The 26,199-nt window shown below is 71.2% G+C and carries 27 protein-coding genes; 19 read left to right on the top strand and 8 right to left on the bottom strand.

The annotated features are described in order from the left end of the window. Positions 1-13 precede the first annotated feature (13 nt). Complete coding sequence (locus ACOACQ_RS17915) at positions 14-1,489, top strand: HsdM family class I SAM-dependent methyltransferase (RefSeq protein WP_420288950.1); 1,476 nt, start codon at positions 14-16, stop codon at positions 1,487-1,489. On the opposite strand, the gene ACOACQ_RS17910 is transcribed toward ACOACQ_RS17915, so the two are convergent. Beyond that, positions 1,476-2,114, bottom strand: coding sequence for a pentapeptide repeat-containing protein (locus ACOACQ_RS17910; RefSeq protein ID WP_420288949.1), 639 nt, complete (start codon positions 2,112-2,114; stop codon positions 1,476-1,478). The two genes, ACOACQ_RS17915 and ACOACQ_RS17910, sit on opposite strands and share 14 nt — an antisense overlap. 60 nt (positions 2,115-2,174) lie before the next feature. Between ACOACQ_RS17910 and ACOACQ_RS17905 the strand changes: the two genes are divergently transcribed. After that, positions 2,175-2,534, top strand: a complete 360-nt coding sequence (locus tag ACOACQ_RS17905; protein ID WP_378596873.1) for a VOC family protein — start codon at positions 2,175-2,177, stop codon at positions 2,532-2,534. Positions 2,535-2,613: 79 nt separating this feature from the next. Here the strand turns inward: ACOACQ_RS17905 and ACOACQ_RS17900 are convergent, their stop codons facing one another. Continuing rightward, a complete protein-coding gene (locus tag ACOACQ_RS17900) occupies positions 2,614-3,363 on the bottom strand; it encodes an IclR family transcriptional regulator (protein WP_420288948.1) in 750 nt (249 codons plus the stop codon). A gap of 100 nt (positions 3,364-3,463) precedes the next feature. Between ACOACQ_RS17900 and hutH the strand changes: the two genes are divergently transcribed. The 9 genes from hutH (at position 3,464) to ACOACQ_RS17855 (ending at position 12,933) form a co-directional block, all read left to right on the top strand. Beyond that, complete coding sequence (gene hutH / locus ACOACQ_RS17895) at positions 3,464-5,002, top strand: histidine ammonia-lyase (protein ID WP_420288947.1); 1,539 nt, start codon at positions 3,464-3,466, stop codon at positions 5,000-5,002. Next, positions 4,999-6,663 (top strand): urocanate hydratase, encoded by a 1,665-nt coding sequence (hutU, locus tag ACOACQ_RS17890; RefSeq protein WP_420288946.1) that lies wholly within the window; start codon positions 4,999-5,001, stop codon positions 6,661-6,663. The genes hutH and hutU overlap by 4 nt, the downstream gene beginning before the upstream one ends. Before the next feature lies 1 nt (position 6,664). Continuing rightward, positions 6,665-7,864 (top strand): allantoate amidohydrolase, encoded by a 1,200-nt coding sequence (locus ACOACQ_RS17885; protein WP_420288945.1) that lies wholly within the window; start codon positions 6,665-6,667, stop codon positions 7,862-7,864. Further along, complete coding sequence (locus ACOACQ_RS17880; protein ID WP_420288944.1) at positions 7,861-9,000, top strand: formimidoylglutamate deiminase; 1,140 nt, start codon at positions 7,861-7,863, stop codon at positions 8,998-9,000. The genes ACOACQ_RS17885 and ACOACQ_RS17880 overlap by 4 nt, the downstream gene beginning before the upstream one ends. Next, a complete protein-coding gene (gene hutI / locus ACOACQ_RS17875) occupies positions 8,997-10,160 on the top strand; it encodes an imidazolonepropionase (RefSeq protein ID WP_420288943.1) in 1,164 nt (387 codons plus the stop codon). Before ACOACQ_RS17880 ends, hutI begins: the two co-directional genes overlap by 4 nt. Before the next feature lie 9 nt (positions 10,161-10,169). Continuing rightward, positions 10,170-10,733, top strand: coding sequence for a DM13 domain-containing protein (locus tag ACOACQ_RS17870; protein WP_378598335.1), 564 nt, complete (start codon positions 10,170-10,172; stop codon positions 10,731-10,733). 175 nt (positions 10,734-10,908) lie between these two features. Further along, positions 10,909-11,451 carry a DinB family protein gene (locus ACOACQ_RS17865; protein ID WP_420288942.1) on the top strand — a complete coding sequence of 181 codons (543 nt, stop codon included), beginning with the start codon at positions 10,909-10,911 and terminating at the stop codon, positions 11,449-11,451. A 7-nt stretch (positions 11,452-11,458) separates the two neighbouring features. Continuing rightward, positions 11,459-11,653 carry a DUF3046 domain-containing protein gene (locus ACOACQ_RS17860; protein WP_378598339.1) on the top strand — a complete coding sequence of 65 codons (195 nt, stop codon included), beginning with the start codon at positions 11,459-11,461 and terminating at the stop codon, positions 11,651-11,653. Beyond that, the gene (locus ACOACQ_RS17855) at positions 11,650-12,933 is read left to right on the top strand and encodes an MFS transporter (RefSeq protein ID WP_420288941.1); all 1,284 of its coding nucleotides are present in this window, start codon (positions 11,650-11,652) and stop codon (positions 12,931-12,933) included. Before ACOACQ_RS17860 ends, ACOACQ_RS17855 begins: the two co-directional genes overlap by 4 nt. Positions 12,934-12,964: 31 nt before the next feature. Here ACOACQ_RS17855 and ACOACQ_RS17850 read toward each other — a convergent pair whose 3' ends face one another. Beyond that, positions 12,965-14,848 carry a hypothetical protein gene (locus ACOACQ_RS17850; protein ID WP_420288940.1) on the bottom strand — a complete coding sequence of 628 codons (1,884 nt, stop codon included), beginning with the start codon at positions 14,846-14,848 and terminating at the stop codon, positions 12,965-12,967. Positions 14,849-15,132: 284 nt separating this feature from the next. Here ACOACQ_RS17850 and recA point away from each other — a divergent pair, with 284 nt between their 5' ends. The 7 genes from recA to ACOACQ_RS17815 all read left to right on the top strand — a co-directional run bounded on the left by recA (position 15,133) and on the right by ACOACQ_RS17815 (position 19,760). After that, a complete protein-coding gene (recA, locus tag ACOACQ_RS17845) occupies positions 15,133-16,179 on the top strand; it encodes a recombinase RecA (protein ID WP_378598344.1) in 1,047 nt (348 codons plus the stop codon). 116 nt (positions 16,180-16,295) lie between these two features. Then, complete coding sequence (locus tag ACOACQ_RS17840; RefSeq protein ID WP_378598346.1) at positions 16,296-16,841, top strand: regulatory protein RecX; 546 nt, start codon at positions 16,296-16,298, stop codon at positions 16,839-16,841. After that, a complete protein-coding gene (locus tag ACOACQ_RS17835; RefSeq protein WP_378598348.1) occupies positions 16,828-17,340 on the top strand; it encodes a phosphoribosyltransferase in 513 nt (170 codons plus the stop codon). Before ACOACQ_RS17840 ends, ACOACQ_RS17835 begins: the two co-directional genes overlap by 14 nt. Positions 17,341-17,349: 9 nt before the next feature. Continuing rightward, entirely contained in the window at positions 17,350-18,210 is an 861-nt protein-coding gene (locus ACOACQ_RS17830) for a PPK2 family polyphosphate kinase (RefSeq protein WP_420288939.1), read from the top strand. After that, positions 18,207-18,983, top strand: coding sequence for a HipA family kinase (locus ACOACQ_RS17825; protein ID WP_378598350.1), 777 nt, complete (start codon positions 18,207-18,209; stop codon positions 18,981-18,983). The genes ACOACQ_RS17830 and ACOACQ_RS17825 overlap by 4 nt, the downstream gene beginning before the upstream one ends. Further along, positions 18,980-19,390 carry a DUF3037 domain-containing protein gene (locus ACOACQ_RS17820; protein ID WP_378598352.1) on the top strand — a complete coding sequence of 137 codons (411 nt, stop codon included), beginning with the start codon at positions 18,980-18,982 and terminating at the stop codon, positions 19,388-19,390. Before ACOACQ_RS17825 ends, ACOACQ_RS17820 begins: the two co-directional genes overlap by 4 nt. Positions 19,391-19,586: 196 nt before the next feature. After that, on the top strand, positions 19,587-19,760 hold the full coding sequence (locus tag ACOACQ_RS17815; RefSeq protein WP_420288938.1) for a hypothetical protein: 174 nt from the start codon (positions 19,587-19,589) through the stop codon (positions 19,758-19,760). Here ACOACQ_RS17815 and ACOACQ_RS17810 read toward each other — a convergent pair. From ACOACQ_RS17810 to ACOACQ_RS17790, 5 genes are all read right to left on the bottom strand, one after another. Further along, positions 19,757-20,278: a hypothetical protein gene (locus ACOACQ_RS17810; protein WP_420288937.1), complete on the bottom strand. Its 522-nt coding sequence runs from the start codon at positions 20,276-20,278 to the stop codon at positions 19,757-19,759. The genes ACOACQ_RS17815 and ACOACQ_RS17810 overlap by 4 nt on opposite strands. A gap of 72 nt (positions 20,279-20,350) precedes the next feature. Next, positions 20,351-20,830: a group II truncated hemoglobin gene (locus ACOACQ_RS17805; protein ID WP_378598355.1), complete on the bottom strand. Its 480-nt coding sequence runs from the start codon at positions 20,828-20,830 to the stop codon at positions 20,351-20,353. Between the two features lie 47 nt (positions 20,831-20,877). Further along, positions 20,878-21,621: a sirohydrochlorin chelatase gene (locus ACOACQ_RS17800; protein ID WP_378598357.1), complete on the bottom strand. Its 744-nt coding sequence runs from the start codon at positions 21,619-21,621 to the stop codon at positions 20,878-20,880. Positions 21,622-21,658: 37 nt separating this feature from the next. Beyond that, a complete protein-coding gene (locus tag ACOACQ_RS17795; RefSeq protein ID WP_378598359.1) occupies positions 21,659-22,405 on the bottom strand; it encodes a phosphoadenylyl-sulfate reductase in 747 nt (248 codons plus the stop codon). A gap of 193 nt (positions 22,406-22,598) precedes the next feature. Continuing rightward, the gene (locus ACOACQ_RS17790) at positions 22,599-24,332 is read right to left on the bottom strand and encodes a nitrite/sulfite reductase (protein ID WP_420288936.1); all 1,734 of its coding nucleotides are present in this window, start codon (positions 24,330-24,332) and stop codon (positions 22,599-22,601) included. Positions 24,333-24,713: 381 nt separating this feature from the next. Here ACOACQ_RS17790 and ACOACQ_RS17785 point away from each other — a divergent pair, with 381 nt between their 5' ends. Beyond that, positions 24,714-26,174 (top strand): glycine hydroxymethyltransferase, encoded by a 1,461-nt coding sequence (locus ACOACQ_RS17785; RefSeq protein ID WP_378598363.1) that lies wholly within the window; start codon positions 24,714-24,716, stop codon positions 26,172-26,174. The last annotated feature ends 25 nt before the right edge of the window (positions 26,175-26,199 follow it).

The following is a 26,199-nucleotide window of genomic DNA, read 5'->3' as shown; positions in this document are numbered from 1 at the left end:
CTAGGCTGCGGCCGTGGCCGACCGGCGTCAGGACGCTGCAGCGATGTCTGCTGCCTACGAGCGCGAGCTCGCGGCTGACCGGCCGGACGACCGGCGTCGGCAGGGCGCGTTCTACACGCCGCCCCACCTGGTCGCTTGGGTGCTCGACCACGCGCTTCCGCAGCAGGGAACGGTCCTCGACCCGGCCTGCGGCACCGGCCACTTCCTCGTCGAGGCGGCCCGGCGGCTCGGTGTGCGCGCGGTCCACGGTTCCGACCTCGACGCCGAAGCGGTCCGGATCGCGCGCGAGCGCCTCCACGCCGAGGACCCGACGGTGCCGGTCGACGACATCGCGCGGCAGGTCGTGGTCGCCGACGGGCTCACCGCCTGGGAGGGGCGCACCTTCGACGCCGTCGTCGGCAACCCGCCCTTCCTCGGCCAGCTCAGGACGAGCACCGCCGGGCAGTCCGACCGACGCGGCCTGGGCGCCTACACCGACACCAGCGCCGTCTTCCTCCACCGCTCGCTCGACCTGGCAACCCCGGGCGGGGTGGTCGCGCTGGTGCAGCCGCTGTCCGTGCTCGCCACCCGCGACGCCGGACCGGTCCGGGCGGCCGTCGCCGCCCGCGGTGCCGTCACCGACTTCTGGTGCTCGGACCGGCCGGTCTTCGACGGCACGCCGGTACTCACCTGCGTGCCCGTGGTGCGGATGGGCCGCCCGTCGTCGCTCGGTCCCGACAGCTGGGGGAGCCTCGCGGCGTCGTACTTCGGGATCCCGGAGGTGGACCTGCCGATCATGGATGGCACCACCGGCACCCCCGGCACCGTCGGCGACCTCGCCACCTGCACGGCCGACTTCCGTGACCAGTACTACGGACTGAAGCCGTTCGTCCGCGACAACCCGGACGGGCTGCGCGAGGGCGACGCCCGGCTGGTCACCAGCGGACTGATCGACCCGGCCGAGCTGCGCTGGGGTACGACGACCACCCGCTTCGCGCGTCAGGAGTACGACGCCCCGTCGGTCGACCTCGTTGCCCTCCGCGCCGACGGGAAGCTGGCCGGCTGGGCCGACGCACGCCTGGTGCCGAAGCTGCTGGTGGCCGGGCAGGGCCGGGTGATCGAGGCGGTTGCGGACGCCGAGGGCGCGTGGTTGCCGTCGGTGCCCGTCGTCACGGTGGCACCCCATGACCCGGCCGATCTCTGGCGGCTGCTGGCGGTCACCCTCGCGCCGCCGGTCGTCGCCCACGCGGCCGCCCGCTACCTCGGGACCGGCCTGTCGCCCGGATCGGTGAAGGTGAGCGCCCGGCAGCTGGCGGCGCTCCCGTTGCCCGCTGACACGGCTGCGTGGGACGAAGGGGCGGCGCTCGCCCGGCGCGCCCAGCGCGCCGAGGGGAACCGTACGGAGGTCCTGGCCGACGCGGCGCGGGCGATGACCGCGGCCTACGCCGGGTCGGACGAGACGCTGGCGTGGTGGCTGGCGCGGGTCGAGCGGACCGCTACTCGACCGTGAGGCCGATGCTGGCAGCCAGGAGCGGGGCGATCATGACGAGCTGGTCGTGGCTGATCGTCGCGCCGCGCAGGTCCGTCAGTCCGTCGATGGCTGCCAGCGTGGCGCCGCGCAGGTCGACGTCCTGCAGCTTCGCCTGGCGGACGTTGAGACTGCCCACCCGCGTGTTCTCGAACCGGACGCGGCGGGCGGACGCACTGATCAGGTCCAGCTCGTCGATCACGCAGTCGGTGAAGGCGACGTCCATCAGCTCGGCTCCCCGCAGGTTGATGAAGCTGAGCTTGCAGCCGACGAAGTGCACGGACTTCCACTGCGCCTCGTACGCCTCGAGCGAGCCGAGCCGGCCGTTGACCTTCACGTCACGCCACTGGCCGCGGGCGGCGCGGACGACCGGGAGGTTGACCCGTTCGAGCTCGACCTCGTGCAGGCGGGCGCCCTTGAGGTCGGTGTCGTCGGCGCTGACGTCCTCGAACCGCGACGTGGAGACGAGCGCACCGGCCAGGTCGAGACGCGCGACCCGCAGGTCGGCGTACCGGACCGATTCGAGGTCCGCGTCACGGGTCAGGTCGAGCAGGTCCCCTTCGGCGAGCGAGCCGAGCCTGATGGGGTCGATCTGCGGTGCCTGCACGCGGGCGACTGTAGCCAGCCGTACCGATGAATCCCCGGCCCGCCCGAGGTCGGAACGGGCATGACCGAATTCCTGGGCGACGGGCTCGAGCTGTTCGCCGGCATCTGTGTGCGGGACTACGACGCGGCGCTGCCCTGGTACGAGGCGCTGCTCGGCACGCCGCCCACCTTCGTCGCCCATCCGACCGAAGGTGTCTGGGAAGTGGCGCCGCACCGTTGGCTGGTGGTGGAGCAGCGACCGGAGCGCGCCGGGTTCTCCGTCCAGACGTTGTTCGTCGACGACCTCGACGCCCGGGTGGCCGCGATGGCGTCGCGCGGGATCGAGCCGGCCAGCGAGGAGACCTACGACGGCGGCACCCGCAAGGTGATCTACACCGACCCCGACGGCAACGAGATCGGCTTCGGCGGCAACCCCTCCTAGGCCGTCGAGAACGGTAGTCCCGGGCCAAAAGCACGGCGACACGCCGGATTTCGGTGCTTTTGGCCCGGGACTACCACCGTCAGCGGCCGTGCAGGCGGCGGGTCAGGGTCGCTGCGGTCGACACGACGGCCGCGGCCAGCCGCTCCGGATCAGCCCCGTCCAGGGGAAACGTGATCGCCACCCCGGCGACCGGCAGTCCGTTGTGGTCCAGGACCGCGGCAGCGACGCTGGCGAGCCCGGCGGTCACCTCGCCGTCCTCGATCGCGTGGCCGCGACGACGGGTCTCGGCGAGGACCGCACGCAAGGCGGTGGGGGAGCCGGGGCCGACGCCGGTGCGATCGACGAACGCATCGCGGTCCGGGTAGAGCGCGCGCACCTGGCTGGCCGGCAGGTGCGCGAGGATCGCCCGTCCGCTGGCGGTCAGGTGGGATGGCAGCCGGACACCGACGTCGGTGACCAGCGACGGCCGGCCGGGCGCGCGCTCCTCGAGGACGTAGAGCACGTCGCGCCCGTGCGGCACCGCGAGGTGCGCGCTGTGGCCGGTCCGGTCGACGAGTGCGGCCAGCGGGCGTCGCGCGATCCGCTGCAGGGGAGCCTGGCGGGCGTACCCGCTGCCGACCTCGAAGGCAGCGACCCCGAGTCCGTACCGCCGGTCGTCGGCGAGGTGCACCACGAAGCCTTCGTCGGCCATCGCCTGGAGCAGGTGGTACGTCGTGGAGCGGGGGATCGCGAGCTCGCGGGCGATCCGGTCGACGGCCACCGGCTCCGGCTGGCCGGCGAGGAACCGCAGCACCCGCAGGGCACGGGTGGCGGCAGGGACCTGGCTCATGGACGGAGCGTGCCACGACCGCGGTGCAATGTCTCGTATCCGAGACTCTGAGTGTCCCTCCGCTCTGGTCAGCGGTGCACCGGAAGAGTGGAATGGCGGCATGCAGATGGTGACGGTCGGGACGGGTGCGGTTTCCTTCGAGGACGTGGTGGCGGTGGCTCGCCATGGTGCGGGGGTGGCGCTCAGCGAGGAGTCGCTGGCCGCGATCGACCGTGCCCGTGCGGTGATCGAGGACCTGGCGGCGTCACCCACGCCGTCGTACGGCGTCTCGACCGGCTTCGGCGCCCTCGCCACCCGCCACATCGCTCCGGAGCTGCGTGCCCAGCTCCAGCGCTCCCTGGTCCGCTCGCACGCAGCCGGAAGTGGCCCCGAGGTCGAGCGCGAGGTCGTGCGGGCCCTGATGCTGCTGCGGCTCTCGACGCTCGCCACCGGTCGCACCGGCGTACGACGCGAGACGGCCGAGCTGCTCGCCGGGCTCCTCACGCACGGCATCACGCCGGTCGTCCACGAGTACGGGTCGCTCGGTTGCTCCGGCGACCTCGCGCCGCTCGCGCACTGTGCGCTGGCCCTGATGGGTGAGGGACCGGTGCGCAACGCCGACGGCGAGCTCACCGATGCAGCCACCGCGCTGGCGGCCGCCGGCCTCACTCCGGTCGCCCTGCAGGAGAAGGAGGGCCTCGCGCTGATCAACGGCACCGACGGCATGCTCGGCATGCTGGTGCTCGCGATCGACGACCTCACCGACCTGCTCCGCGTCGCGGACATCTCCGCCGCCATGTCCGTCGAGGGCCAGCTCGGCACCGACCGCGTGTTCGCCCCCGAGCTGCAGGCGATCCGCCCGCACCCGGGCCAGGCCCTGTCGGCGGCCAACCTCACCGCGCTGTTGAAGGACTCCGGAGTCGTCGCCTCGCACCGAGGCCCCGACTGCAACCGCGTCCAGGATGCCTACTCCCTGCGCTGCTCGCCGCAGGTGCACGGTGCCGCCCGCGACACCGTCGCGCACGCCGCGACCGTCGCCGGCCGCGAGCTGGCCTCGGCGATCGACAACCCGGTCGTGCTCGGCGACCGGGTCGAGAGCAACGGCAACTTCCACGGCGCGCCGGTCGCCTACGTCCTCGACTTCCTCGCGATCGTCGCGGCTGACGTCGCCTCGATCGCGGAACGTCGTACCGACCGGTTCCTGGACAAGAACCGCAGCCATGGCCTGCCGCCGTTCCTCGCCGACGACCCGGGTGTCGACTCGGGCCTGATGATCGCGCAGTACACCCAGGCCGCGATCGTCTCCGAGCTCAAGCGGCTCGCGGCGCCCGCGTCGGTGGACTCGATTCCGTCGAGTGCGATGCAGGAGGACCACGTCTCGATGGGCTGGTCGTCGGCCCGCAAGCTGCGCCGCTCGGTCGACGGTCTCACCCGCGTCCTTGCCGTCGAGCTGATGACGGCGTCCCGTGCCCTGAACCTGAGGGCGCCGCTCGAGCCCAGTCCCGCCACGGGTGCGGTCGTCGGCCTGCTCCGCGACCACGGCGTCGGCGGCCCGGGCACCGACCGCTTCCTCGCCCCCGAGATCGAATCCGCCTACCAGCTCGTCCTGGGCCGCCGGGTCACCGCGGCCGTCACCGACGTGATCGGAGAACTCCAGTGAACGACACCAACCCCCGCCTCCCCATCCACGCCGCCACCGGCACCGAGCTGACCGCGAAGTCGTGGCAGACCGAGGCGCCGCTGCGGATGCTGATGAACAACCTGGACCCCGAGAACGCCGAGCGTCCCGAAGACCTCGTCGTGTACGGCGGCACGGGCAAGGCCGCCCGCAGCTGGGAGGCGTACAACGCCCTCGTCCGCACCCTGCGCGACCTCGAGGACGACGAGACGATGCTCGTCCAGAGCGGCAAGCCGGTCGGTGTGATGCGCACCCACGCGTGGGCGCCGCGCGTGCTGATCGCGAACTCCAACCTCGTGGGGGACTGGGCGAACTGGGAGGAGTTCCGCCGTCTGGAGGACCTCGGCCTGACCATGTACGGGCAGATGACCGCCGGTTCGTGGATCTACATCGGCACGCAGGGCATCCTGCAGGGCACGTTCGAGACCTTCGCGGCCGTGGCCGACAAGCGCTTCGGCGGGACCCTGGCCGGCACGATCACGCTGACCGCAGGCCTCGGCGGCATGGGCGGCGCGCAACCGCTCGCCGTGACGATGAACGACGGTGTCGCGATCTGCATCGAGTGCGACGACGCCCGCATCAAGCGGCGCATCGAGCACCGCTACCTCGACGTCCAGGCGTCCTCGCTGGAGGAGGCCGTCGCCCTCGCGGTCGAGGCGCGCGATGCCCGCAAGCCCCTGTCCATCGGGGTTCTCGGCAACGCGGCCGAGATGGTGCCGCTGCTGCTGGAGCAGAAGGCGCCGATCGACATCGTCACCGACCAGACCTCCGCCCACGACCCGCTCTTCTACCTGCCGGCGGGCACGGCGTTCGAGGACTGGGAGGCCGAGCGCACCGCCGACCCGGTGGGCTTCACCAAGCGGGCGCAGGAGTCCATGGCCACGCACGTGCGAGCGATGGTGGAGTTCCAGGACGCCGGTGCCGAGGTCTTCGACTACGGCAACTCGATCCGTGACGAGGCCCGCAAGGGCGGCTACGACCGGGCGTTCGAGTTCCCGGGGTTCGTGCCGGCGTACATCCGGCCGTTGTTCTGCGAGGGCAAGGGCCCGTTCCGCTGGGCCGCGCTCTCCGGCGACCCGGCCGACATCGCCGCGACGGACAAGGCGATCCTCGAGCTGTTCCCCGACAACGCCCGGCTGCACAAGTGGATCACCATGGCCTCCGAGCGGGTCGCCTTCCAGGGCCTGCCGGCGCGCATCTGCTGGCTCGGGTACGGCGAACGCCACCTGGCCGGCCTGAAGTTCAACGAGATGGTCGCTTCGGGCGAGCTCAAGGCACCCGTGGTGATCGGCCGCGACCACCTCGACTGCGGGTCGGTCGCGTCGCCGTACCGCGAGACGGAGGCGATGCTCGACGGGTCGGACGCGATCGCGGACTGGGCGCTGCTCAACGCGCTGGTCAACACCGCATCGGGTGCGTCGTGGGTGTCGATCCACCATGGCGGCGGGGTCGGCATGGGACGCTCGATCCATGCGGGTCAGGTCTGCGTCGCCGACGGCACCGAGCTCGCTGCGCAGAAGATCGAGCGCGTGCTCACCAACGACCCGGGGATGGGCGTGATCCGCCACGTCGACGCCGGCTACGACCGGGCGGTCGAGGTCGCTGCGGAGCGGGACGTCCGGATCCCGATGCAGGACGGCTGAGGTGGCTGACTTCGAACAGATGTGGGTCGACCTCGCCGCGGTCGGCCGCTCGTCCACCTCCGGCGGCTACTTCCGCCAGCCCTGGGCGAGCGCGGAGGAGGAAATGCGGGTGTGGTTCGCCGAGCAGGCGGCGTCGCGCGGCCTCACGCTCGAGACCGATGCGATGGGCAACCAGGTCGCCTGGTGGCGCCCGGTTCCGGTCGCTGGTCGGGTCGAGACGCTCGGCGTGCTCACCGGCAGCCACCTCGACAGCGTCCTCGACGGCGGGGCGTACGACGGGCCGCTCGGAGTCGTCTCCGCGCTGGCCGCGATCGACCTGCTGCGTGAGCGCGGCGCCGAACCGGGCCGCGCGGTCGGTGTCGGCGTGTTCCGCGAGGAGGAGGGATCCCGCTTCGGGCTGGCCTGTCTGGGCTCGCGGCTCGCGACCGGTTCGGTGGCGTGGTCCGACGTCGAGGGACTGCGGGACCGCACCGGGGTCGCCCTCGGCGACGTGACCGCCGCACCCGCGACCGGCGCCGACGGCCTGCTGGCCGAGGTCGGCTGCTTCGTGGAGCTGCACGTCGAGCAGGGGCGAGCGCTCGTCGACCACGACGTGCCGGTCGGCCTGGCGAGCGGGATCTGGCCGCACGGTCGCTACCGCTTCGACTTCACCGGTCGGGCCGACCACGCCGGCACCACCCGGATGGAGGACCGGGCCGACCCGATGCTCACCTACGCGATGACTGCACTCGCCGCCAACAAGCAGGCCCGGCTCGGGGGATCGCGCGCGACCTTCGGACGGATCGAGGCACACCCCAACGGCACCAACGCCGTGCCCTCGCGCGTCACGGCCTGGCTCGACGCGCGCGCCGACTCCGACACGACGCTCGCCGGACTCGTGGCCGCCATCGAGAAGCAGGCCTCCGAGCGCGCCGCACGCGACGGCACCTCGGTGGCCGTGACTGCCGAGTCCGTCTCGGGCGAGGTGGCGTTCAACGTCGATCTCGCCGCCCGGATCGGGGAGGGCCGCGACTGGCCGGTACTGCCGACCCAGGCAGGCCACGACGCCGGTGTCCTCGCCGCAGCCGGCCACCCGACGGCCATGCTCTTCGTCCGCAACCCGACCGGCGTCTCCCATTCGCCCGACGAGTTCGCGGAGACCGAGGACTGCCTGGCCGGTGTCGAGGCGTTGGCCGACGCGCTGTCGGCCCTGGGGGTGTGAGCGTGCTGACGATCCCGGCCATGGCCAACGCCCATTCGCACGCCTTCCACCGCGCCCTGCGCGGCCGCACCCAGCAGGGCACGGGGAGCTTCTGGACGTGGCGCGAGCAGATGTACGACCTCGCGGGTCGCCTCACGCCGGACCTCTACTTCGAGCTGGCCCGGGCGACCTACGCCGAGATGCTCGCGGGCGGGATCGGTGCGGTGGGGGAGTTCCACTACCTGCACCACCAGCCCGACGGGACGCCGTACGACGACCCCAACGAGATGGGCCGCGCCCTGCTGGCGGCGGCCGACGACGTCGGCATCCGGATCCGCCTGCTCGACACCTGCTACCTGACGGCTGGGATCGGCCAACCCGCCGAGGGCGTCCAGCGCCGGTTCAGTGACGGGACCGCGGACGCCTGGGCCGAGCGGGTCGCGGCGTTCGGCGACGACCGCGTCGGCGCCGCGATCCACAGCGTCCGAGCGGTGCCGCAGGACCAGATGGCGACCGTGGCGGCCGGTGCGGCCGGCGGCCCCGTGCACGTCCACCTGTCGGAGCAGCCGGCCGAGAACGACGCCTGCCGGGCGGCGTACGGGCGCACCCCGACGGAGGTGCTCGCCGAGGCGGGCGTTCTCGGACCGCGCACGACCCTCGTCCACGCCACCCACCTGACCGACTCCGACGTCCGCCTCATCGGCGACTCGGGGGCCTTCGTCTGCATGTGCCCGACGACCGAGCGCGACCTCGCCGACGGCCTCGGTCGCGCCGCGGACCTGCGTGCTGCCGGCGCCCGGATCTGCCTCGGCTCCGACAGCCACGCGATCGTCGACCTCTTCGAGGAGATGCGCGGCGTGGAGATGCACGACCGGCTGCGCACCGGCGTCCGTGGCCACTGGACCGCCCAGGCACTGCTCGACTGCGCGACCGTCCACGGCCACGCATCCCTCGGCCTGGACGACGCCGGCGTCGTGACGCTCGACCCGGCCAGCCCGCGTACGGCGGGCACCGGCGCCGACGTCCACACCGTCGCGTTCGCTGCCGCACCTGCCGACGTCACCGAGGTCGAGATCGACGGCCGGGTCGTCTTCGACGGCGACCACGGGCGCGTCGGCCGCGACCTGGCCTCGGTGATCGACAAGGTGTGGCAATGAGCTCGCCCCGGACCAGCACCCTGGTCACGAACATCGGTGAGCTCGTCACCAACGATCCGGCCGCCGCCGACCTCCTCGGCCTGCGCGCGAACGCCGCGGTCGTGGTCGACAACGGCGTCATCGCGTGGGTGGGCGACACCTCAGCCGCTCCTGCCGCCGACGAGGTCATCGACGTGGCCGGCGCCGCCGTCATCCCCGGCTTCGTCGACAGTCACAGCCACCTCGTTTTCGCCGGCGACCGTGCACTCGAGTTCCAGGCCCGGATGGCGGGGGAGTCGTACGCCGCCGGCGGGATCCGCACGACCGTCGCGGCCACCCGCGCCGCCTCCGATGCCGAGCTCGAGGCCGGCGTCGCGCGGCACGTGGCCGAGATGCGCCGCCAGGGCACCACGACCGTGGAGATCAAGTCCGGCTACGGGCTCACCGTCGACGACGAGGCCCGTTCGCTCCGCATCGCGCAGGCCTTCACCCCCGAGACGACGTTCCTCGGCGCCCACGTCGTGCCGCCGGAGTACGCCGACGACCCGGCCGCCTACGTCGACCTGGTCACCGGTCTGATGCTCACCGCCACGGCACCCTTCGCCCGCTGGATCGACGTGTTCTGCGAACGCGGCGCCTTCGACGCCGACCAGGCCCGGACGATCCTGTCGGCCGGCGCGGCGCTCGGCCTGCGCGGACGGCTGCATGCCAACCAGCTCGGCCACGGTCCCGGCGTCCAGCTCGCTGCGGAGATGGGGCTCGCCGCCGTCGACCACTGCACGTTCCTGTCCGACGACGACGTGCACGCGCTGCGCGACTCGGGAACGGTCGCGACGCTGCTGCCGGGCGTCGAGTTCAGCACCCGCCAGCCCTATCCGGACGCACGCGCCCTCGTCGATGCCGGCGTGGCCGTCGCCCTGGCCAGTGACTGCAACCCCGGGTCGTCGTACACGAGCTCGTTGCCGTTCTGCATCGCCGTCGCCGTCCGCGACATGGGCCTGACTCCCGGCGAGGCCGTCTGGGCCGCGACCGCCGGGGGTGCCGCGGCGCTCGGGCGCTCCGACATCGGGTCCCTGGTGCCGGGATCGCGCGGCGACCTCGTCGTCCTCGACGCCCCGAGCCACGTCCACCTCGCCTACCGGCCGGGCGTCCCGCTCGTCAGCCGAACGCTGGTCTTCTAGAGTCGACGCATGAGCCGCAAGCGCCGGATCTGGCTGACGATGGGCGGGTTGTTCCTCGTCCTCGCCGTGGCGGGCGCGCTGGTCTTCCAGCCCTGGCTGCTGTTCATCGACAAGGAGGTCGATGACGGCGACGACGCCAGTGAGGTCGTCGGTACGGCGACCGCCGGGATCTCCGACACGACCGTCCCCGAAGCGTCCGGGACGGCGAGGACACGTGTCGAGCTGGCCTCCGGCAGCTTCATCGACGCCGAGCACGGCACATCGGGCGACGCGAGGATCTTCCGCCGCAGCGACGGCAGCCGGTTCGTCCTGCTCGACGGCCTCGACACCTCCAACGGCCCCGACCTGCACGTCTGGATCACCGACCAGGAGAGCGGCGGCGGCTGCGACGGCTGCGTCGGTTCGTGGAGCAACTACGACGACGGCGACTACGTGAAGCTCGGCGAGCTCAAGGGCAACAAGGGCAGCTCACGCTACGAGATCCCCGCCGACGCCGATCTCGCCGGCATGAAGTCCGTGGTGATCTGGTGCGACAAGTTCAACGTCGCGTTCGGCACTGCCGCGATCGCCTGACCCACGAAGTGTCGCAATTGGGGCCACGAAGTGTGGCAATTGGGGGTGCGAAGTGCCCCCAACAGGGCACACCTCGCACCCCCAATTGCCACACTTCGTGGGGATGGCAGTCCCTCGACGGAGGATGACCGGATATCGCTCGTGCCGGTCCTGACCCAGCCGTGAGGATGGGCGCATGACGACTGCACCGCTGCCCCCGCCGGACACCAAGGACTGGACCTGGGTCCTCGACCAGCCCTGCGCCGAGTGCGGCTTCGTCGCTGCGGACGTGGGTCGGTCGACGATGGGCGCGACGGTCCGCGAGAACGCCGCCCACTGGGCCCAGGCGCTGGCCGACCCGCGTGCCCGGCAGCGCCCGGAGCCGACCGTCTGGTCGCCGACCGAGTACGCCTGCCATGTCCGTGACGTGCACCGCGTCTTCGCCGGGCGGCTCGAGCAGATGCTCACGGACGACGACCCGGTCTTCGCGAACTGGGACCAGGACGAGACCGCTGTCGCAGATCGCTACGACCTGCAGGACCCGGCGGACGTCGTACCGGACCTGGTGGCGGGGGCCGAGGCGATCGCGGTCCTGTACGACTCCGTCCCCAGCGACGCATGGGAGCGTCCGGGGCGCCGCAGCAACGGCAGCGTCTTCACCGTGGACACGCTCGGGAGGTACCACCTGCACGACGTCATCCATCACCGATGGGACGTCCGCTGGCTCGACCAGCGATGATGGTCGGGTGCGGCACACGGAGTTCTGGGAGCGGATGGAGCACCACCTCGGGTCCGGGTATGCCCACGTCTGGGCGGACCAGTTCGTGATGGCCACCCTCGGCGGCCGTACGGTCCGTGAGGCCATCGACGCCGGCGAACAGCCCAAGCAGGTGTGGCGCGCGGTCTGGGAACAGCTCGAGCTGCCCGCGAGCGAGCGGTGACCCTTCTCGATCCCACCCGGGACGTCCTCGCTGCGCAGCGTCGTACGGTCCGCGTCCTGGTCCTGACCCAGGCAGTAGGAGCCGTCGGCATCACCATCGGCATCGCCACTGCCTCCCTGCTCGCCCGCGACCTGTCGGGGTCGGAGGCGCAGTCGGGCCTCGCGCAGACCGCGCAGGTGCTCGGTGCCGCCGTGATCTCGTTCCTGCTCGCGCCGCTGATGGCACGCCGCGGACGACGGACGGGCCTGATGAGCGGCTACCTCATCGGCGCGTGCGGTGGCCTGCTCGCCGTCGTCGCCGGTGTCGTCGGGTCGATGCTGGTCCTGCTCGTCGGAGCCGTCCTCCTCGGCGCTGGTACGGCGGCCAACAGTGCCGCGCGCTACGCCGCCACCGACCTCGCGACCGACGCGACCCGTGCCCGTTCGTTGTCGCTCGTGGTGTGGGCGACCACCGTCGGCGCGGTCGCCGGCCCGAACCTCACCGGTCCTGCCGGGTCGTTCGCCGACGCTGTCGACATCCCCGAGCTGACCGGACCGTTCGCGCTCGGCGCGATGGGCATGCTGCTGGCTGCGCTGGTCGTCGGCGTCCTGCTCCGGCCCGACCCGTTGCTGCTCGCCCAGCAGCTCGAGGGGGAGGCGGACGCTGCCGCGGGTCGTGCCCCGCGCGTCGCCGGCGGCCGCTCGTCGTGGGGACGTGCCATGAAGGCGATCGGCGACAACCCGGTCCTCGGCTACGCGATCGCTGCTCTCGCCCTGGCCCACGCGACCATGGTCGGTGTCATGGTGATGACCCCGCTGCACATGGAGCACGGTGGTTCGGGCCTCGAGGTGATCGGCATCGTGATCAGCGTCCACGTCCTCGGCATGTTCGCCTTCTCGCCGCTGGTCGGGATGCTGGCCGATCGCGTCGGACGGCCGCCCGTGCTCGGTGCCGGGGGAGCGACGCTCCTGGTGGCGCTGCTGCTGTGCGCCTCGGCACCCACCGGCATGTCGTGGCAGGTGACCGCCGGGCTGTTCCTTCTCGGAGTCGGATGGTCACTGGTGATGGTGTCGGCCTCCACCCTCGTGGCCGAGCATGCGCCGATCGAGGCACGCACCGACGTCCAGGGGACCTCGGACCTGGTGATGGGCCTGACCGCCGCCGTGACGGGTGCGTTGGCGGGCGTGATCGTCGACCTCGGCGACTACCCGACGCTGGCGCTCGCGAGCCTGGTGCTCGTCGTCGGCGTGCTCGGCGCATCGGCCCGCGCAGCGGTCGAGACGACACGCCGCACCGCCTGACCAGGTCCGATCGCCGGGTCGTGCTGGCCCGTCAGCGAGGGCGCACCCGACGGCGCACGGCGGTCCAGACGCGGTCGCCGAGCGGAGTCCGCCGGATCCGGCGCAGCAGGCGCAGGGGAGCGCTGTCGGGCCGGGGCAGTTCCGGGGGCGTGGTGACCCGGAGGTAGGTGGCGCCCGTGGCGGGCCGGGCGGTGTCCGCCTCCAGCCGCTCCGCCGCGACCGCAAGCGCGGTGAACTGCTGCAGGACCCGTGGGTCCGGGCGACCGCCCCGCACTGCGTTGCGGAGGGCCTTCTCGACCGCAGGCCTGTGCATCAGCCCGGCGAGCGAGCCGTGCGAGGTGTCCAGCAGCTCGCACATCACCGCCACACCGTCGCCCTCCCACACGCGGGTGGAGGTGGACTGCATGGACGGGACCTTCACGAACGGTACGTCGGCCCATTCCGGCACCAGCCGGGCGATCAGGCCGGTGTGCAGCAGTTGGTCGCGTTTCTGCGCCGGGGCCGACGAGAACGTGGCGGCGACGAACCCGGGTGCCAGGAAGGGGGTGACCATGCCGGTGACGTAGGCGGAGGTGGCCCAGCGCCGCACTCGTTCCACCAGGTAGAGGTAGTCGAGGAGGTGCAGGCCGTGGACGCCGGTGGCCCCGGCGTGCTGGACGATGCCGTTGATGCGGTCGCGTTCAGCCTCCACGACCTCCGAAACGATGGCGGCCTTCGGTGCGCCACGGATCAGGCGGTCCAGTCCCGCCTGGTGCGGGGTGAGGGCGGGGTCGGCGTCGGCCGCCGGATACCAGTAGCCGGTGGCGAGCTCGCCCGCTGCGCCGGTGTAGGTGGCGGGCCGGACCTGTCTCGACAGCATCGCGGAGGTCACCGGGCGGGCCATGTAGGTCGACGGGAACTGGTGGTCGTAGTGGTCGCGCAGCCCGCGCGCACGCTCCAGCAGGCCGGTGTCCAGCACCTTGGCAGGTGCTCCGGCGAGCCGCACCACGTGCTCGGGCTCGAGGCCGCGCCGGTCCCGCAGCAGCTGCACCAGGCGACGGGCCGTCTCGCCCTCGGCCGGGATGTCCTCGGTGGTGAGGAACCGCGGCGTCCGGTCGGCGGCGATCAGGGTGGCGGCGATGAGGCGCGAGTCCTTGCCGCCGGACAGGCCGAGGGTGATCTCGTCGGCGTAGAGCCGGTGCACGCTGTCGGCGACGCCGGTCAACGCGGTGGCGGCGCGGTCCAGCTGCTCCTCCACCGGGCGCCCCTGGTCGGCGAGCCCGCTGGCCACCACGTCGTCCACGGCGTACCGCAGCTGGCTGTCGACCTCCCAGCCGCCGCCGGGCAGGCGCCGCCCCGTGGCCCGCTCTCCGGGACGCAGCTGGCGGGTCCCGGCCACCGGTGACAGGTCCCCGCCGAAGTGCCCGCAGACGGTGTACGACGTCCAGCCGGCCAGGTCCGGCCGCGCCGTCCCGTGCAGGAAGGTGGCGAGCAGCGTGGGCTGGGTGCAGAACGCGGTGATGCCGTCGGCCGTGCCGGTGAAGACCCGGGCCATGCCGAGCCAGTCCTGCTGCAGGGCGAACCGGTCGGTGTCCAGGGCCAGCAGGGCGAACGGGGGGACCCCCTCGCGATGCACGTCCTCGCCGGCCAGCAGCCGCCGGGCGAGTGCCGGCGGGCCGGTCCCGACGTCGATGCCCACGGGGATCCCGTGCGAGACCGCGTTGACGGGACCCTCGGTGGCGACCACCGGCCACCGGTAGGCGCGCTGGTCGGCGGGATGCAGGACGATGACGCCCCAGTCGTCGCCGCCGAAGTCGTGGCGCTGCCAGGAGGTGGGCACGAGATCGCGGAGCGCGGGGGCGACCCGGGCGGTCCGTGCCGAGGTCGCCTCGGTCCCCAGCGGACCACGGGCAAACCAGGACAGCACGACCTGCATGCGCCTACTCCGTTGTCGACGTCAGGATTTGTGAAGGCTAGCCGAAACGCGGAGTGGTCGCTGTCCCCGGCGTTCGGACGACACGCCGGGGCCACCTGAACGGTTTCGAACACCTGTTCGTCTAGGTTTGTTCCCACGGGACGCTGGCTGACCGCCAACCGTCCACAGGTACGACGTACAGGCGTGTTTGTCCACACCCACGACCCGGCTGATCAGGCTGTGTCGGGACCTCGTCATAACGTCGCCGATGTACCGACCTCACCACGACACCAGGAGCGAACAACATGGCTGGCGATGACCGGATGAAGGCGCTCGACGCAGCGCTGCTCAGCATCGAGAAGAACTACGGCAAGGGCTCGGTGATGCGCCTCGGTGACGACACCCGTGCGCCCCTCGAAGTGATCCCGACCGGCGCGATCGCGCTGGACGTGGCCCTGGGCATCGGCGGGCTGCCGCGCGGCCGGGTCGTGGAGATCTACGGTCCCGAGTCCAGCGGCAAGACCACCGTCGCCCTGCACGCGGTGGCCAACGCCCAGGCCGCTGGCGGCATCGTGGCGTTCATCGACGCCGAGCACGCGCTCGACCCGGAGTACGCCAAGGCGCTCGGTGTCGACACCGACTCCCTGCTGGTCTCCCAGCCCGACTCCGGTGAGCAGGCGCTCGAGATCGCCGACATGCTGATCCGCTCCGGTGCGCTCGACCTGATCGTCATCGACTCGGTGGCCGCGCTCGTGCCGCGCGCGGAGATCGAGGGCGAGATGGGCGACAGCCACGTCGGCCTCCAGGCGCGACTGATGAGCCAGGCGCTGCGCAAGATGACCGGTGCGCTCAACAACTCCAACACCACGATGATCTTCATCAACCAGCTGCGCGAGAAGATCGGCGTCATGTTCGGCTCGCCGGAGACCACCACGGGTGGCCGGGCGCTGAAGTTCTACTCCTCGGTGCGCCTCGACGTCCGCCGGATCGAGACGCTCAAGGACGGCACCGACATGGTCGGCAACCGGACCCGCGTCAAGGTCGTGAAGAACAAGGTCGCCCCGCCGTTCAAGCAGGCCGAGTTCGACATCATGTACGGCAAGGGCATCAGTCGCGAGGGCGGTCTGATCGACGTCGGCGTCGAAGCGGGCCTCGTCCGCAAGGCCGGCGCCTGGTACACCTACGAGGGCGACCAGCTCGGCCAGGGCAAGGAGAACGCCCGGACCTTCCTCAAGGACAACCCGGACCTCGCCAACGAGCTGGAGAAGCGGATCCTCGAGACGCTGGGCGTGACGCCGACGGTCGACAACGACGCGCTCTCCGACGAGCCCATCGGCGTGGATTCCTTCTGATCGTTGGTTTCGAGGCTCGCTGCGCTCGCACCTCAACCAGCGGCACCGGTGGTTGAGGTGCGAGGAGCGCCAGCGACGAGCCTCGAAACCTCCGGGCTCATCTCACGGAGGCAGTCATGGCGCAGTGGCCCAACCGCAGGGCCGAGCCACCCGACGATCTCGGGTGGACCGAGGACGCCGACCCCGAGTCGGTCGCGCGCAAGATCCTGCTCGACCAGCTGAGCATCACGGCACGCAGCCGTCATGAGCTGGAGGAGCGGCTGGCCCGCCGCAACGTCCCCGAGGACGTGGCGGGCCGGCTGCTCGACCGGTTCGAGGAGGTCGGGCTGATCGACGACGAGGCCTTCGCCCGGGCGTGGATCGACAGCCGGCAACGCACCCGCGGGCTCGCACGGACCGCGCTGGCGGCCGAGCTGCGTCGCAAGGGCATCGCGGACGAGACCGCCCGCACCGTGCTGGCGGAGGTCGACCCCGGTGACGAGGAGGACGCGGCAGGCGTCCTTGTCCGCAAGAAGCTGCGGACGATGCGCGGACTCGACCGGCAGGTCGCCACCCGCCGACTCGTCGGCATGCTCGCCCGCAAGGGGTACTCGCCCGGGCTGGCCTATGCCGTGGTCAAGCGTGAGCTCGGTGCCCCAGAATGGTCGGGTGACGACGAGTGAGACGCCGCCCCCCGCCCGCGAGGTCCTGACCTACGACCTGTTCGGCACCGCCGTCCGCGAGCTCGCCCAACAGGTCGTCGACGACGGCTTCGAGCCCGACATCGTGCTCGCGATCGCCCGCGGCGGCCTCGGCCTGGCCATGGGGCTCGGCTACGCGCTGGACGTGAAGAACCTGTCGGCGGTCAACGTCGAGTTCTACACCGGCGTCAACCAACGCCTCGACGTGCCGATGATGCTGCCGCCCACCCCCGCGGCGATCGACCTGACCGGCATGAAGGTCCTGATCGCCGACGACGTCGCCGACACCGGCAAGACGCTCGAGGTGGTCCGCGACTTCTTCGCCGACCACGTGGCCGAGGCGCGCACTGCCGTCATCTACGAGAAGCCCTGGACCGTCATCAACGCGGAGTACGTCTGGCGTCGTACGGATGCCTGGATCGACTTCCCCTGGTCGTCGACACCGCCGCTCGTCAATCGTCAGGGCGGCAAGGCCCATTAGGGTCGGCGCATGACCGCGTTCCCTGTCTCGGACCTGACCTCCTCGCTCCGGGTCGCCCCGGGCCCGATCGATCTCGCCGCCATCGACACCGATGCCGCGCCCGGCTTCGACGGTGACAAGGACGCGGGCACCGAAGCCTTGCTGGACAAGGGCCCGGAGCTCGCCGACCTCCAGGAGCGTCTCTTCGCCGACGGGAAGTCGGGCGGCCACCGCAACGTCCTGCTGGTGCTCCAGGGCATGGACACGTCCGGCAAGGGCGGCACGCTGCGTTCGACCGTCGGTCTGGTCGACCCGCAGGGGGTACGGATCACCTCCTTCAAGGCGCCCACCGACGAGGAGCGTGCCCACGACTTCCTGTGGCGGATCACCAACGCACTCCCGTCCGTGGGCGTGATCGGGGTCTTCGACCGTTCTCACTACGAGGACGTGCTGATCGCCCGCGTGCGTTCGTTCGCCGAGCCCGACGAGATCGAGCGCCGCTACGACGCCATCAACGCCTGGGAGGCGGATCTCGTCGCCAAGGGCACGCTGATCATCAAGTGCATGCTGCACATCTCCGCCGACGAGCAGAAGAAGCGCCTGCTGGCCCGTCTCGACGACCCGACCAAGTACTGGAAGTTCAATCCCGGCGACATCGACGAGCGTGAGCTCTGGCCGGCGTACCAGGAGGCCTACGAGATCGCGATCGAGCGGACGAACACCGACGTCGCGCCGTGGCACGTGATCCCGGCCGACAAGAAGTGGTACCGCAACCTGGCCATCGGCACCCTCCTCCACGACGCCCTGTCGTCGCTCGACCTCGACTGGCCGGAGGCCGACTTCGATATCGAGGCCCAGAAGAAGCGGCTGGCCGACGAGAAGCCGCTGTGACCCTTCCGACCGTGCGGGTCACCCGCTACGTCACGCCGTTGCGTGAGGGCGGCAGCCTGCCCGGGATCGTCGAGGCCGAGGACCTCGGCACCTACGTGTGCAAGTTCCGCGGCGCCGGCCAGGGACCGCGCGTCCTCGTCGCCGAGGTGATCGTGGCGGGACTCGCTCGCAGCCTCGAGATCCCGACGCCCGACCAGGTCGTGCTGGACCTCGATCCCGACATCGCGCGTTACGAGGCCGACGAGGAGGTGCAGGACCTGATCAACGCGAGCCCCGGGCTGAACCTCGGGATCGACTTCCTGCCCGGCTCGTTCGGCTACGACCCCGGCTCCGGGCCCGATCGCGACCTCGCCGGTCGGGTGCTGTGGCTGGACGCGTTCACGGCCAACGTCGACCGCAGCTGGCGCAACCCGAACCTGCTGGTCTGGCGCGACGTCCTGTACGCGATCGACCACGGGGCCTCGCTCTACTTCCACCACTCGTGGTCCGGCGGCCCGGGTGATCCAGCCCGCTTCGCGGCCCAGGCGTACGACGCCTCGGAGCACATCCTGCGCGAGTACGCTCCCGAGGCGCAGGCCCAGGACGCCGTACTCGCTGAGCGGTTGAGCGACGACGCGATCGATGCCGTGCTCGCGGACATCAGTGATGACTGGCTCGAGCCGACCCCGGGTGCCGACGACCCCGCAGCCGTGCGGAAGCACTACGCCGCCTTCCTCCGGGCCCGTCGCGACGGCGACCGTTCGTGGTTGCCCGGTGTGGGGGAGTCGGCATGAAGCCGTACCAGTACGTCACGCTGCGGTGCGTCCCCCGCGTCGAGCGCGAGGAGTTCGTCAACGTCGGAGTCATCGTCCACTGCCCGGCAGAGGACTTCCTCGGCGTACGGACCGCCGTCGACGACGCGCGCGTCCGTGCCCTCGACGCGGGCATCGACCTCGACTCCGTCCGCGCCGCACTCGCCATGATCGACCGGGTCTGTCGCGGTGAGGCGCACACCGCCTTCGGCGTGGGCGTGCGTGCCACCGCGTACGGCGTCCGGGAGTCCCGCGACGACGCAAGCACCCGGTTCGGGTTCCTCAAGGCACCGCGCAGCACGGTGATCCAGCCCGGCCCGGTGCACGGCGGGGTGACGGCCGACCCCGCCCGCACGCTCGAGCACCTGCTGGAGTCGCTGGTCCTGTAGCCCGCCGGCACCGGCTGAAGTGGAGTAGTGGCCACTTCCCTCCCGTCTTCGCCGGGATCCTGGCCTGCGGCCCGCTGACCCTGGAAGCAGTGTTGCGCTCGCACCGTGCGCTCATGCACGACGATCCCGGCGAATCCGATTACGCCGGCCGGATCCGCGACATGCAGAACTGGGTCGGAGGCAGCGACCCCAGCGCGTGGGTGGTGCCGCCAGTGCGATGTACCGCGCGGTCGATGCGCTGGTCGAGGCGCGCGCGCTCCGGCCCCTGACAGACCGCCGTCGGAACCAGGTGTGGGGCGTCGGCGACATGCTCGACGAGCTCGAGGACCTCAGTGTCCGGATCGGGGCGGCCGCGCGCGCCGACCGCTAGCAGGGGAGCGTCCCGCCGATGAACTCCGTGATCTCGTTGTCGCCCTGGACCCAGAACCGGGAGGGGATGTCGCGGCGTTCGAGGAACTCCGTGGCCGCGCCGTCGGCCGTCACCCCGTAGCCGCCGGGCTCGTCCGGGCCGTCGAGGTCGAGCAGCTCCCGATGTCCCGCCAGCAGGAGCCGAAGCTTCGCCCCTTCGGCCTTCGTGAGGCGCCACGCCGGGTTCGGGTTCCCGGACATGATGCTCCACTCGATGACGAAGCCCGACCCGCTCGAGGACACCTCGTGGGAGAAGTTGCAGGTGGATGCCGGTTCGGGAGCGGTCGGAGTGGGGCTGGAAGTGGGGCTGGGAGTGGGGCTGGGAGTGGGGGTCCGGGTGGGACTGGGAGTGGTCGTCGGCGCAGCGCTGCTCGCGGCGCCACCTGTCGGCCTCGAGGCGGACGGGGGAGCGTCCTCGCCGCCACAGGCGGTCAGGAGTACGACGAACAGGGCTCCGGTGACGACGAGGCGCGAAGACACGAGGCTGACCCTGTCACCTGCGCAGCCCCGTTCGGGGAGAAACCGCGAAGGTCGCCCGACGGGCTGCCGCCGTCACCCCTGGTACGGCGGCGCGACACCCCAGCCCCAGCGCGGTGTGGGGGCGTGCTCGACCGGGTCGGCTCCGGGCTGGGAGTTCTCCATCGCCAGGCGCGTGCCCCACTCGAGGTAGCCGATGATGGCCGCCCGGAACTCCGGGTCGGCGGGCAGCTCCGCATCGTCGGCGGCGAGGCTCATCGTGGCCGCGAACCGGTGCCGCTGGGCCGGCGTGATGGCCAGGCCGAGGTGGTGCCTGAGCATGGACTCGTAGCCGCCGTGCTGCTCGGTGTACGTGGCCGGTCCGCCGAGCACCTCGGCCCACCAGTCGGCGACATGAGCCCGGTGGTGCTCCGAGACTCCGCCCGGGAAGAAGCCCGACAGGGCGGCGTCAGCCTCGACCCGGTCGTAGAAGCTGTCGATCATCAGGCGCAGCGGAGCCAGGCCGCCTGCCCATTCGTACAACGTCGGCAGTCCCGGCTCGTCGACTCCACCCATGGCGACAGTTCACCGCACTCGCGGGACCGGCGCACCTGATTTCGGGATCAGACCGGAACGAGCTCGACCGCACCCACGGCGTACCGGGCCAGGATGGTCCGGGCGATCTCCGGGTGGGCACCCAACGGCTCGGAGACCGCCACGGCCCCGGCCTCGATCGCCAGTTCGGCAGCCCGGTCCTGCAGGCCACCGGGCGCCAGGAACAGCGACGCGACGGCGATGTGGCGGCGACCCTCGGCCCGGAACTGGCGGACCGCTTCGCCGGTGGCGGGCGGCGCGCTCCCGGCGTACGCGGCAGTCACGGGGAGCTTGTGGTGCGCACCCCAGAGGCGAGCGAGGCGGGCGACGGCCTGGTTGGCCAGCGGGTCGGTGGATCCGGCTGCCGCGAGGACGAGGGCGTCGAGCTCGCGGACCCGGGCACCCTTGAGGGCCTCCCGCAGTCGCTCGTCGAGAACCTCGAGGAAGCGGGCTTCCAGGCCGAGCACCTCGGTCGCGCGGATCTGCAGGCCGGGGTGACGGGCCGTGGCCTCGGCGATGACCGAGGGCACGTCGACCCGGGCGTGGAACGCCTCGACGAGGAGCAGCGGCACGACGACGATCTCCTCGAACCCGGCCTTGACCAGCCGGTCGACCACGGTGTGGAAGTTCGGCTTGGCCAGGTCGAGGAACGCGCGTTCGATGCGCAGGTCGGGACGCAACGACTTCGTGGCGTCGACAAGCGCGGTGACCGTCGCGGCAGAGCGCGGGTCGCGGCTGCCGTGGGCCAGGGCAATGAGGGCGGGAGCGGCCATCAGTTGTTTCCCCTCTCGGCTGTCGTGAGTGCTGCCTTCATGAGTGAATGCCGCATTCGGTCTTGTTGGTGCCGGCCCAGCGCCCGCTGCGCGGGTCCTCGCCGGGTGCGACGCGTCGGGTGCACGGCGCGCAGCCGATGGACGGGTAGCCGTCGTACACGAGGGGGTTGACGAGCACGCCGTTCTCGGCGATGTACCGCTCGACCTGCTCGTCGCTCCAGCGGGCCATGGGGGAGACCTTGACCTTCCCCTTCTTGGCGTCCCAGCCGATGACCGGTGCGATCACGCGGTTGTGGGTCTCGGCGCGGCGCAGGCCGGTCGCCCAGGCGTCGTAGCCGGCCAGGGAGTCGGCGAGCGGCTTGACCTTGCGCAGGGCGCAGCACAGGTCGGGGTCGCGCTTGTAGAGCTCGGGGCCGTACTCGGCATCCTGCTCGGCCACCGACTGCACGGGGGTGATCGAGAGCAGGTTGACGTTCATCGTCGCGGCGACCGCATCGCGGGTACCGATGGTCTCGACGAAGTGGTAGCCCGTGTCGAGGAAGACGACGTCGACGTTGTCGACCACCTTCTGGGCGAGGTGCGCGAGCACCGCGTCGCCCATCGAGGAGGTGATGCAGAACCGGTCCCCGAACGTCGCCGCGGCCCATTCGATGATGACCTCGGCAGGGGCGAGCTCGAGCTCGGCACCCCAGTGGGACACCAGTTCACGGAGTTCTTCGGGGGAGCGGCCCTCGGTGGAGGCGCCACGGAAGGCCCGCGCGCTGGCAGTGGCCGGAGCGGTCATGAGGCACCTCCTTGAGGAGCAGTGGTGGAGGCCCGGCTGATCATGCCGAGCGAGGTAACAGAGAACGCGCGGAGGCAGCTGCGGCATTCCCAACCGGTGGGCTCGTGGGGCCACAGGTCGGTCTCGCTGCAGAACGGGCAGTGGTACGGCGTCCCTGCGCGGGCACCGCCTTCGCCCTCGGACTCCTGGCGGGTCACACCGACTCCAGCGTCCTGGCGTCGAGGGTCTTGTCGCCGCGCAGCAGGTCCTCGTCGGCACGGTGCACCCACTCGACGAAGGGCTCGCCGGCGTTGCGGTCGGCCAGGAAGTTCTTGACCACGCTGGTGATGTAGTCGTCGAGCCCCGCGCTGGTCACCTTGTGGGCGCGCAGCTTGCGACCGAAGTTGGCGTGCAGGCCGGTGGCGCCACCGAGGTGCACCTGGAAGCCCTCGACCTGGTTGCCGTCGGCATCAGTCACGAGCTGGCCCTTGAGGCCGAAGTCGGCGACCTGTGTCCGGGCGCAGGCATTGGGGCAGCCGTTGACGTTGACGGTGATCGGGGTGTCGAGGTCGGGGAACCGCTTCTCCAGCTCGGCGACCAGGAGGCGCGAGCGCTCCTTGGTGTCGACGATCGCGAGCTTGCAGAACTCGATTCCGGTGCAGGCCATCGTGTTCTGGCGCCAGTTCGACGGGCGGGCAGTGAGGCCGATCTCGTCGAGGTCGTCGAGCAGCGCGTCGACCGCGTCGGTCTCCACACCGATCAGCACCAGCTTCTGGTACGCCGTCAGGCGGGCACCTTCGACACCGTGCTTCTCCATCAGGTCGGCCAGCTGCACCAGCATCGTTCCGGACACGCGTCCGACGACGGGTGCCAGGCCGACGTAGCGGCGGCCGTCCTTCTGCTCGTGTACGCCCACGTGGTCGCGGTGGGCAACCGGCGTCTCGGGGGAGGCGTTGGTGACCAGGGCCTTGCCGAGGTACTCGTTCTGCAGCACCTCGCGGAACTTCTCGACGCCCCAGTCCGCAACGAGGTACTTCAGGCGGGCACGCGAGCGCAGCCGGCGGTAGCCGTAGTCACGGAAGATTCCGGCGACGCCGGCCCACACGTCGGGCACCTCGTCGAGCGGGATCCAGACGCCGAGCTTCTGCGCGAACATCGGGTTGGTCGAGAGGCCACCGCCGACCCAGACGTCGAAGCCGGGGCCGTGCTCGGGGTGCACGGTGCCGACGAAGGCGACGTCGTTGGTCTCGGGCGAGACGTCGTGGCTCGGGTGGCCGGTCACGGCCGTCTTGAACTTGCGCGGGAAGTTCGAGAAGTCCTTGTTGCCGATGTAGCGGCGCTCGATCTCCTCCAGGGCGGGGGTGCCGTCGATGATCTCGTCGGCAGCGATGCCGGCAACGGGCGAACCGAGGAAGGGTCGGGGCGAGTCGCCGCACGCCTCGGTGGAGTGCAGGCCGACGGCCTCGAGCCGCTCCCAGATCTGGGGCATGCTCTCGATCTCGATCCAGTGGTACTGGATGTTCTGCCGGTCGGTGATGTCGGCGGTGTCGCGGGCGAAGTCGACACCGATGGTGCCGAGCGTGCGCACGGCGTCAGCCGACAGCAGCTTGCCGTCGGACCGGACCCGGAGCATGAAGAAGCGGTCGTCCAGCTCCTCCTCCTCCATCGAACCCGTGCGGCCCCCGTCGATGCCGGGGCGACGCTGCGTGTAGAGGCCCATCCAGCGGAAGCGACCGCGCAGGTCGGCCGGGTCGATCGAGTCGAAGCCACGCTTGGAGTACGTGTAGAGGATGCGGTCCCGCACGTTGAGCGGGTCGTCGTCCTTCTTGGACTGTTCGTTCTTGTTCAGCGGCTCGGTGTAACCGAATGCCCACTGGCCCTCCGCGCGGCGGGGGCGGGGCACGTCAGTGTGACGAGGAGGCTGGGACTGGAAGCGCAGATCGGGCATGCGGGGAGGAGGTCCTTCGCTGATGGGCGCCCGGGTGGTTTCCGGCGCGCGACTCGAGGGTGACGGGTGGCGTGATCAGCGGGGCCGACACATCATGCTGCCCATGCGCCCGAAGTCCACGTGGCGGCGAGCCACGAGGTGCGCGTGAGTTGCAGCAGAGACCATGTCAATGAGTCTCATCCTTCGGACGCGCTCCCACCAAATGTCAATCTCATAGTTTGGACCGATGTCTCAAGATCCGGGACGATTTGAGGCCGAACCGGCTGGTTTACCCGTGCGCTGCGACGCAGGTCACACGAGGCGGTGCCTGCCACGTCGCCAGCAACCGTGCTGCACCGACCGTTGCGCCGCCTGTCCGTGACCGGCACTACGCTGTGCGCCATGAGCGACAACTCCGCCCTGACTCCCAACGCCGACCTCGTCAGCAGCGCCTACCGCCAGGCGCTGGAGGTCATCGCGGCCGTCGAGCCTCGCGTGGCCGAGGCCACCCGCCAGGAGCTCGCCGACCAGCGGTCGTCGCTCAAGCTGATCGCGAGCGAGAACTACGCCTCGCCCGCCGTGCTCCTCACCATGGGCACCTGGTTCAGCGACAAGTACGCCGAGGGAACCGTCGGCCACCGCTTCTACGCCGCCTGCCAGAACGTCGACACCGTCGAGGCGCTCGCCGCCGAGCACGCCCGCGAGCTGTTCGGTGCGGAGTACGCCTACGTCCAGCCGCACTCCGGCATCGACGCCAACCTGACGGCGTACTGGGCGATCCTCGCTCACCGCGTCGAGGGTCCGTGGCTCAAGAACGCCGGCGTCAAGAACATGAACGACCTCAGCGACGCCGACTGGGAGAAGCTGCGCCACGAGTTCGGCAACCAGCGCCTGCTCGGCATGAGCCTGGACGCCGGCGGCCACCTCACCCACGGCTTCCGCCCGAACATCAGCGGCAAGATGTTCCACCAGCAGCAGTACGGCACCAACCCCGAGACCGGGCTCATCGACTACGACGCCCTGCGCGCCAAGGCGAAGGAGTTCAAGCCGCTCATCCTGGTCGCCGGCTACTCCGCGTACCCGCGCCGCGTGAACTTCGCGAAGATGCGCGAGATCGCCGACGAGGTCGGCGCCACCCTGATGGTCGACATGGCGCACTTCGCCGGTCTGGTCGCAGGCAAGGTCTTCCAGGGCGAGGAGGACCCGGTTCCCTACGCCCACGTGGTCACCAGCACCTCGCACAAGTCGCTGCGCGGCCCGCGCGGTGGCTTCATCCTCGCGACCGAGGAGTACGCCCCCAGCGTCGACCGCGGTTGCCCGATGGTCCTCGGTGGCCCGCTGTCGCACGTGATGGCAGCCAAGGCCGTCGCGTTCGCCGAGGCCCGCACCCCCGAGTTCCAGACCTACTCGCAGAACGTCGCCGACAACGCCAAGTCGCTCGCCGAGGGCTTCCTGAGCCGCGACGCCAAGCTCGTCACCGGCGGCACGGACAACCACATCGTGCTGCTCGACGTCGCGAAGTACGGCCTGACCGGTCGCCAGGCCGAGTCGGCCCTGCTCGACGCCGGCGTCGTCACGAACCGCAACTCCGTGCCGAACGACCCGAACGGCGCCTGGTACACCACCGGCATCCGCTTCGGCACGCCCGCGCTGACCACCCGCGGCTTCGGCCACGACGAGTTCGACAAGGTGGCCGAGCTGGTCGTCGACGTCCTCAGCAACACCGAGGCCGGCGTCAACAAGGCCGGGGCCCCGTCGAAGGCGACCTACCAGCTGGCCGACGGCGTGGCTGACCGGGTGCGCAGCGAGTCGGCGAACCTGCTCGACAAGCACCCGCTGTACCCGGGCCTCAACCTCGTCTGACGGGCCTGTCCCGACCAGCCAGCAT

The organism is Nocardioides sp. CPCC 206347 (genome assembly GCF_048654605.1).
Taxonomy (GTDB): Bacteria; Actinomycetota; Actinomycetes; order Propionibacteriales; family Nocardioidaceae; genus Nocardioides.
The sequence above is the reverse complement of the archived record's forward strand: the minus strand, read 5'-3'. Positions and strand labels throughout refer to the sequence as shown.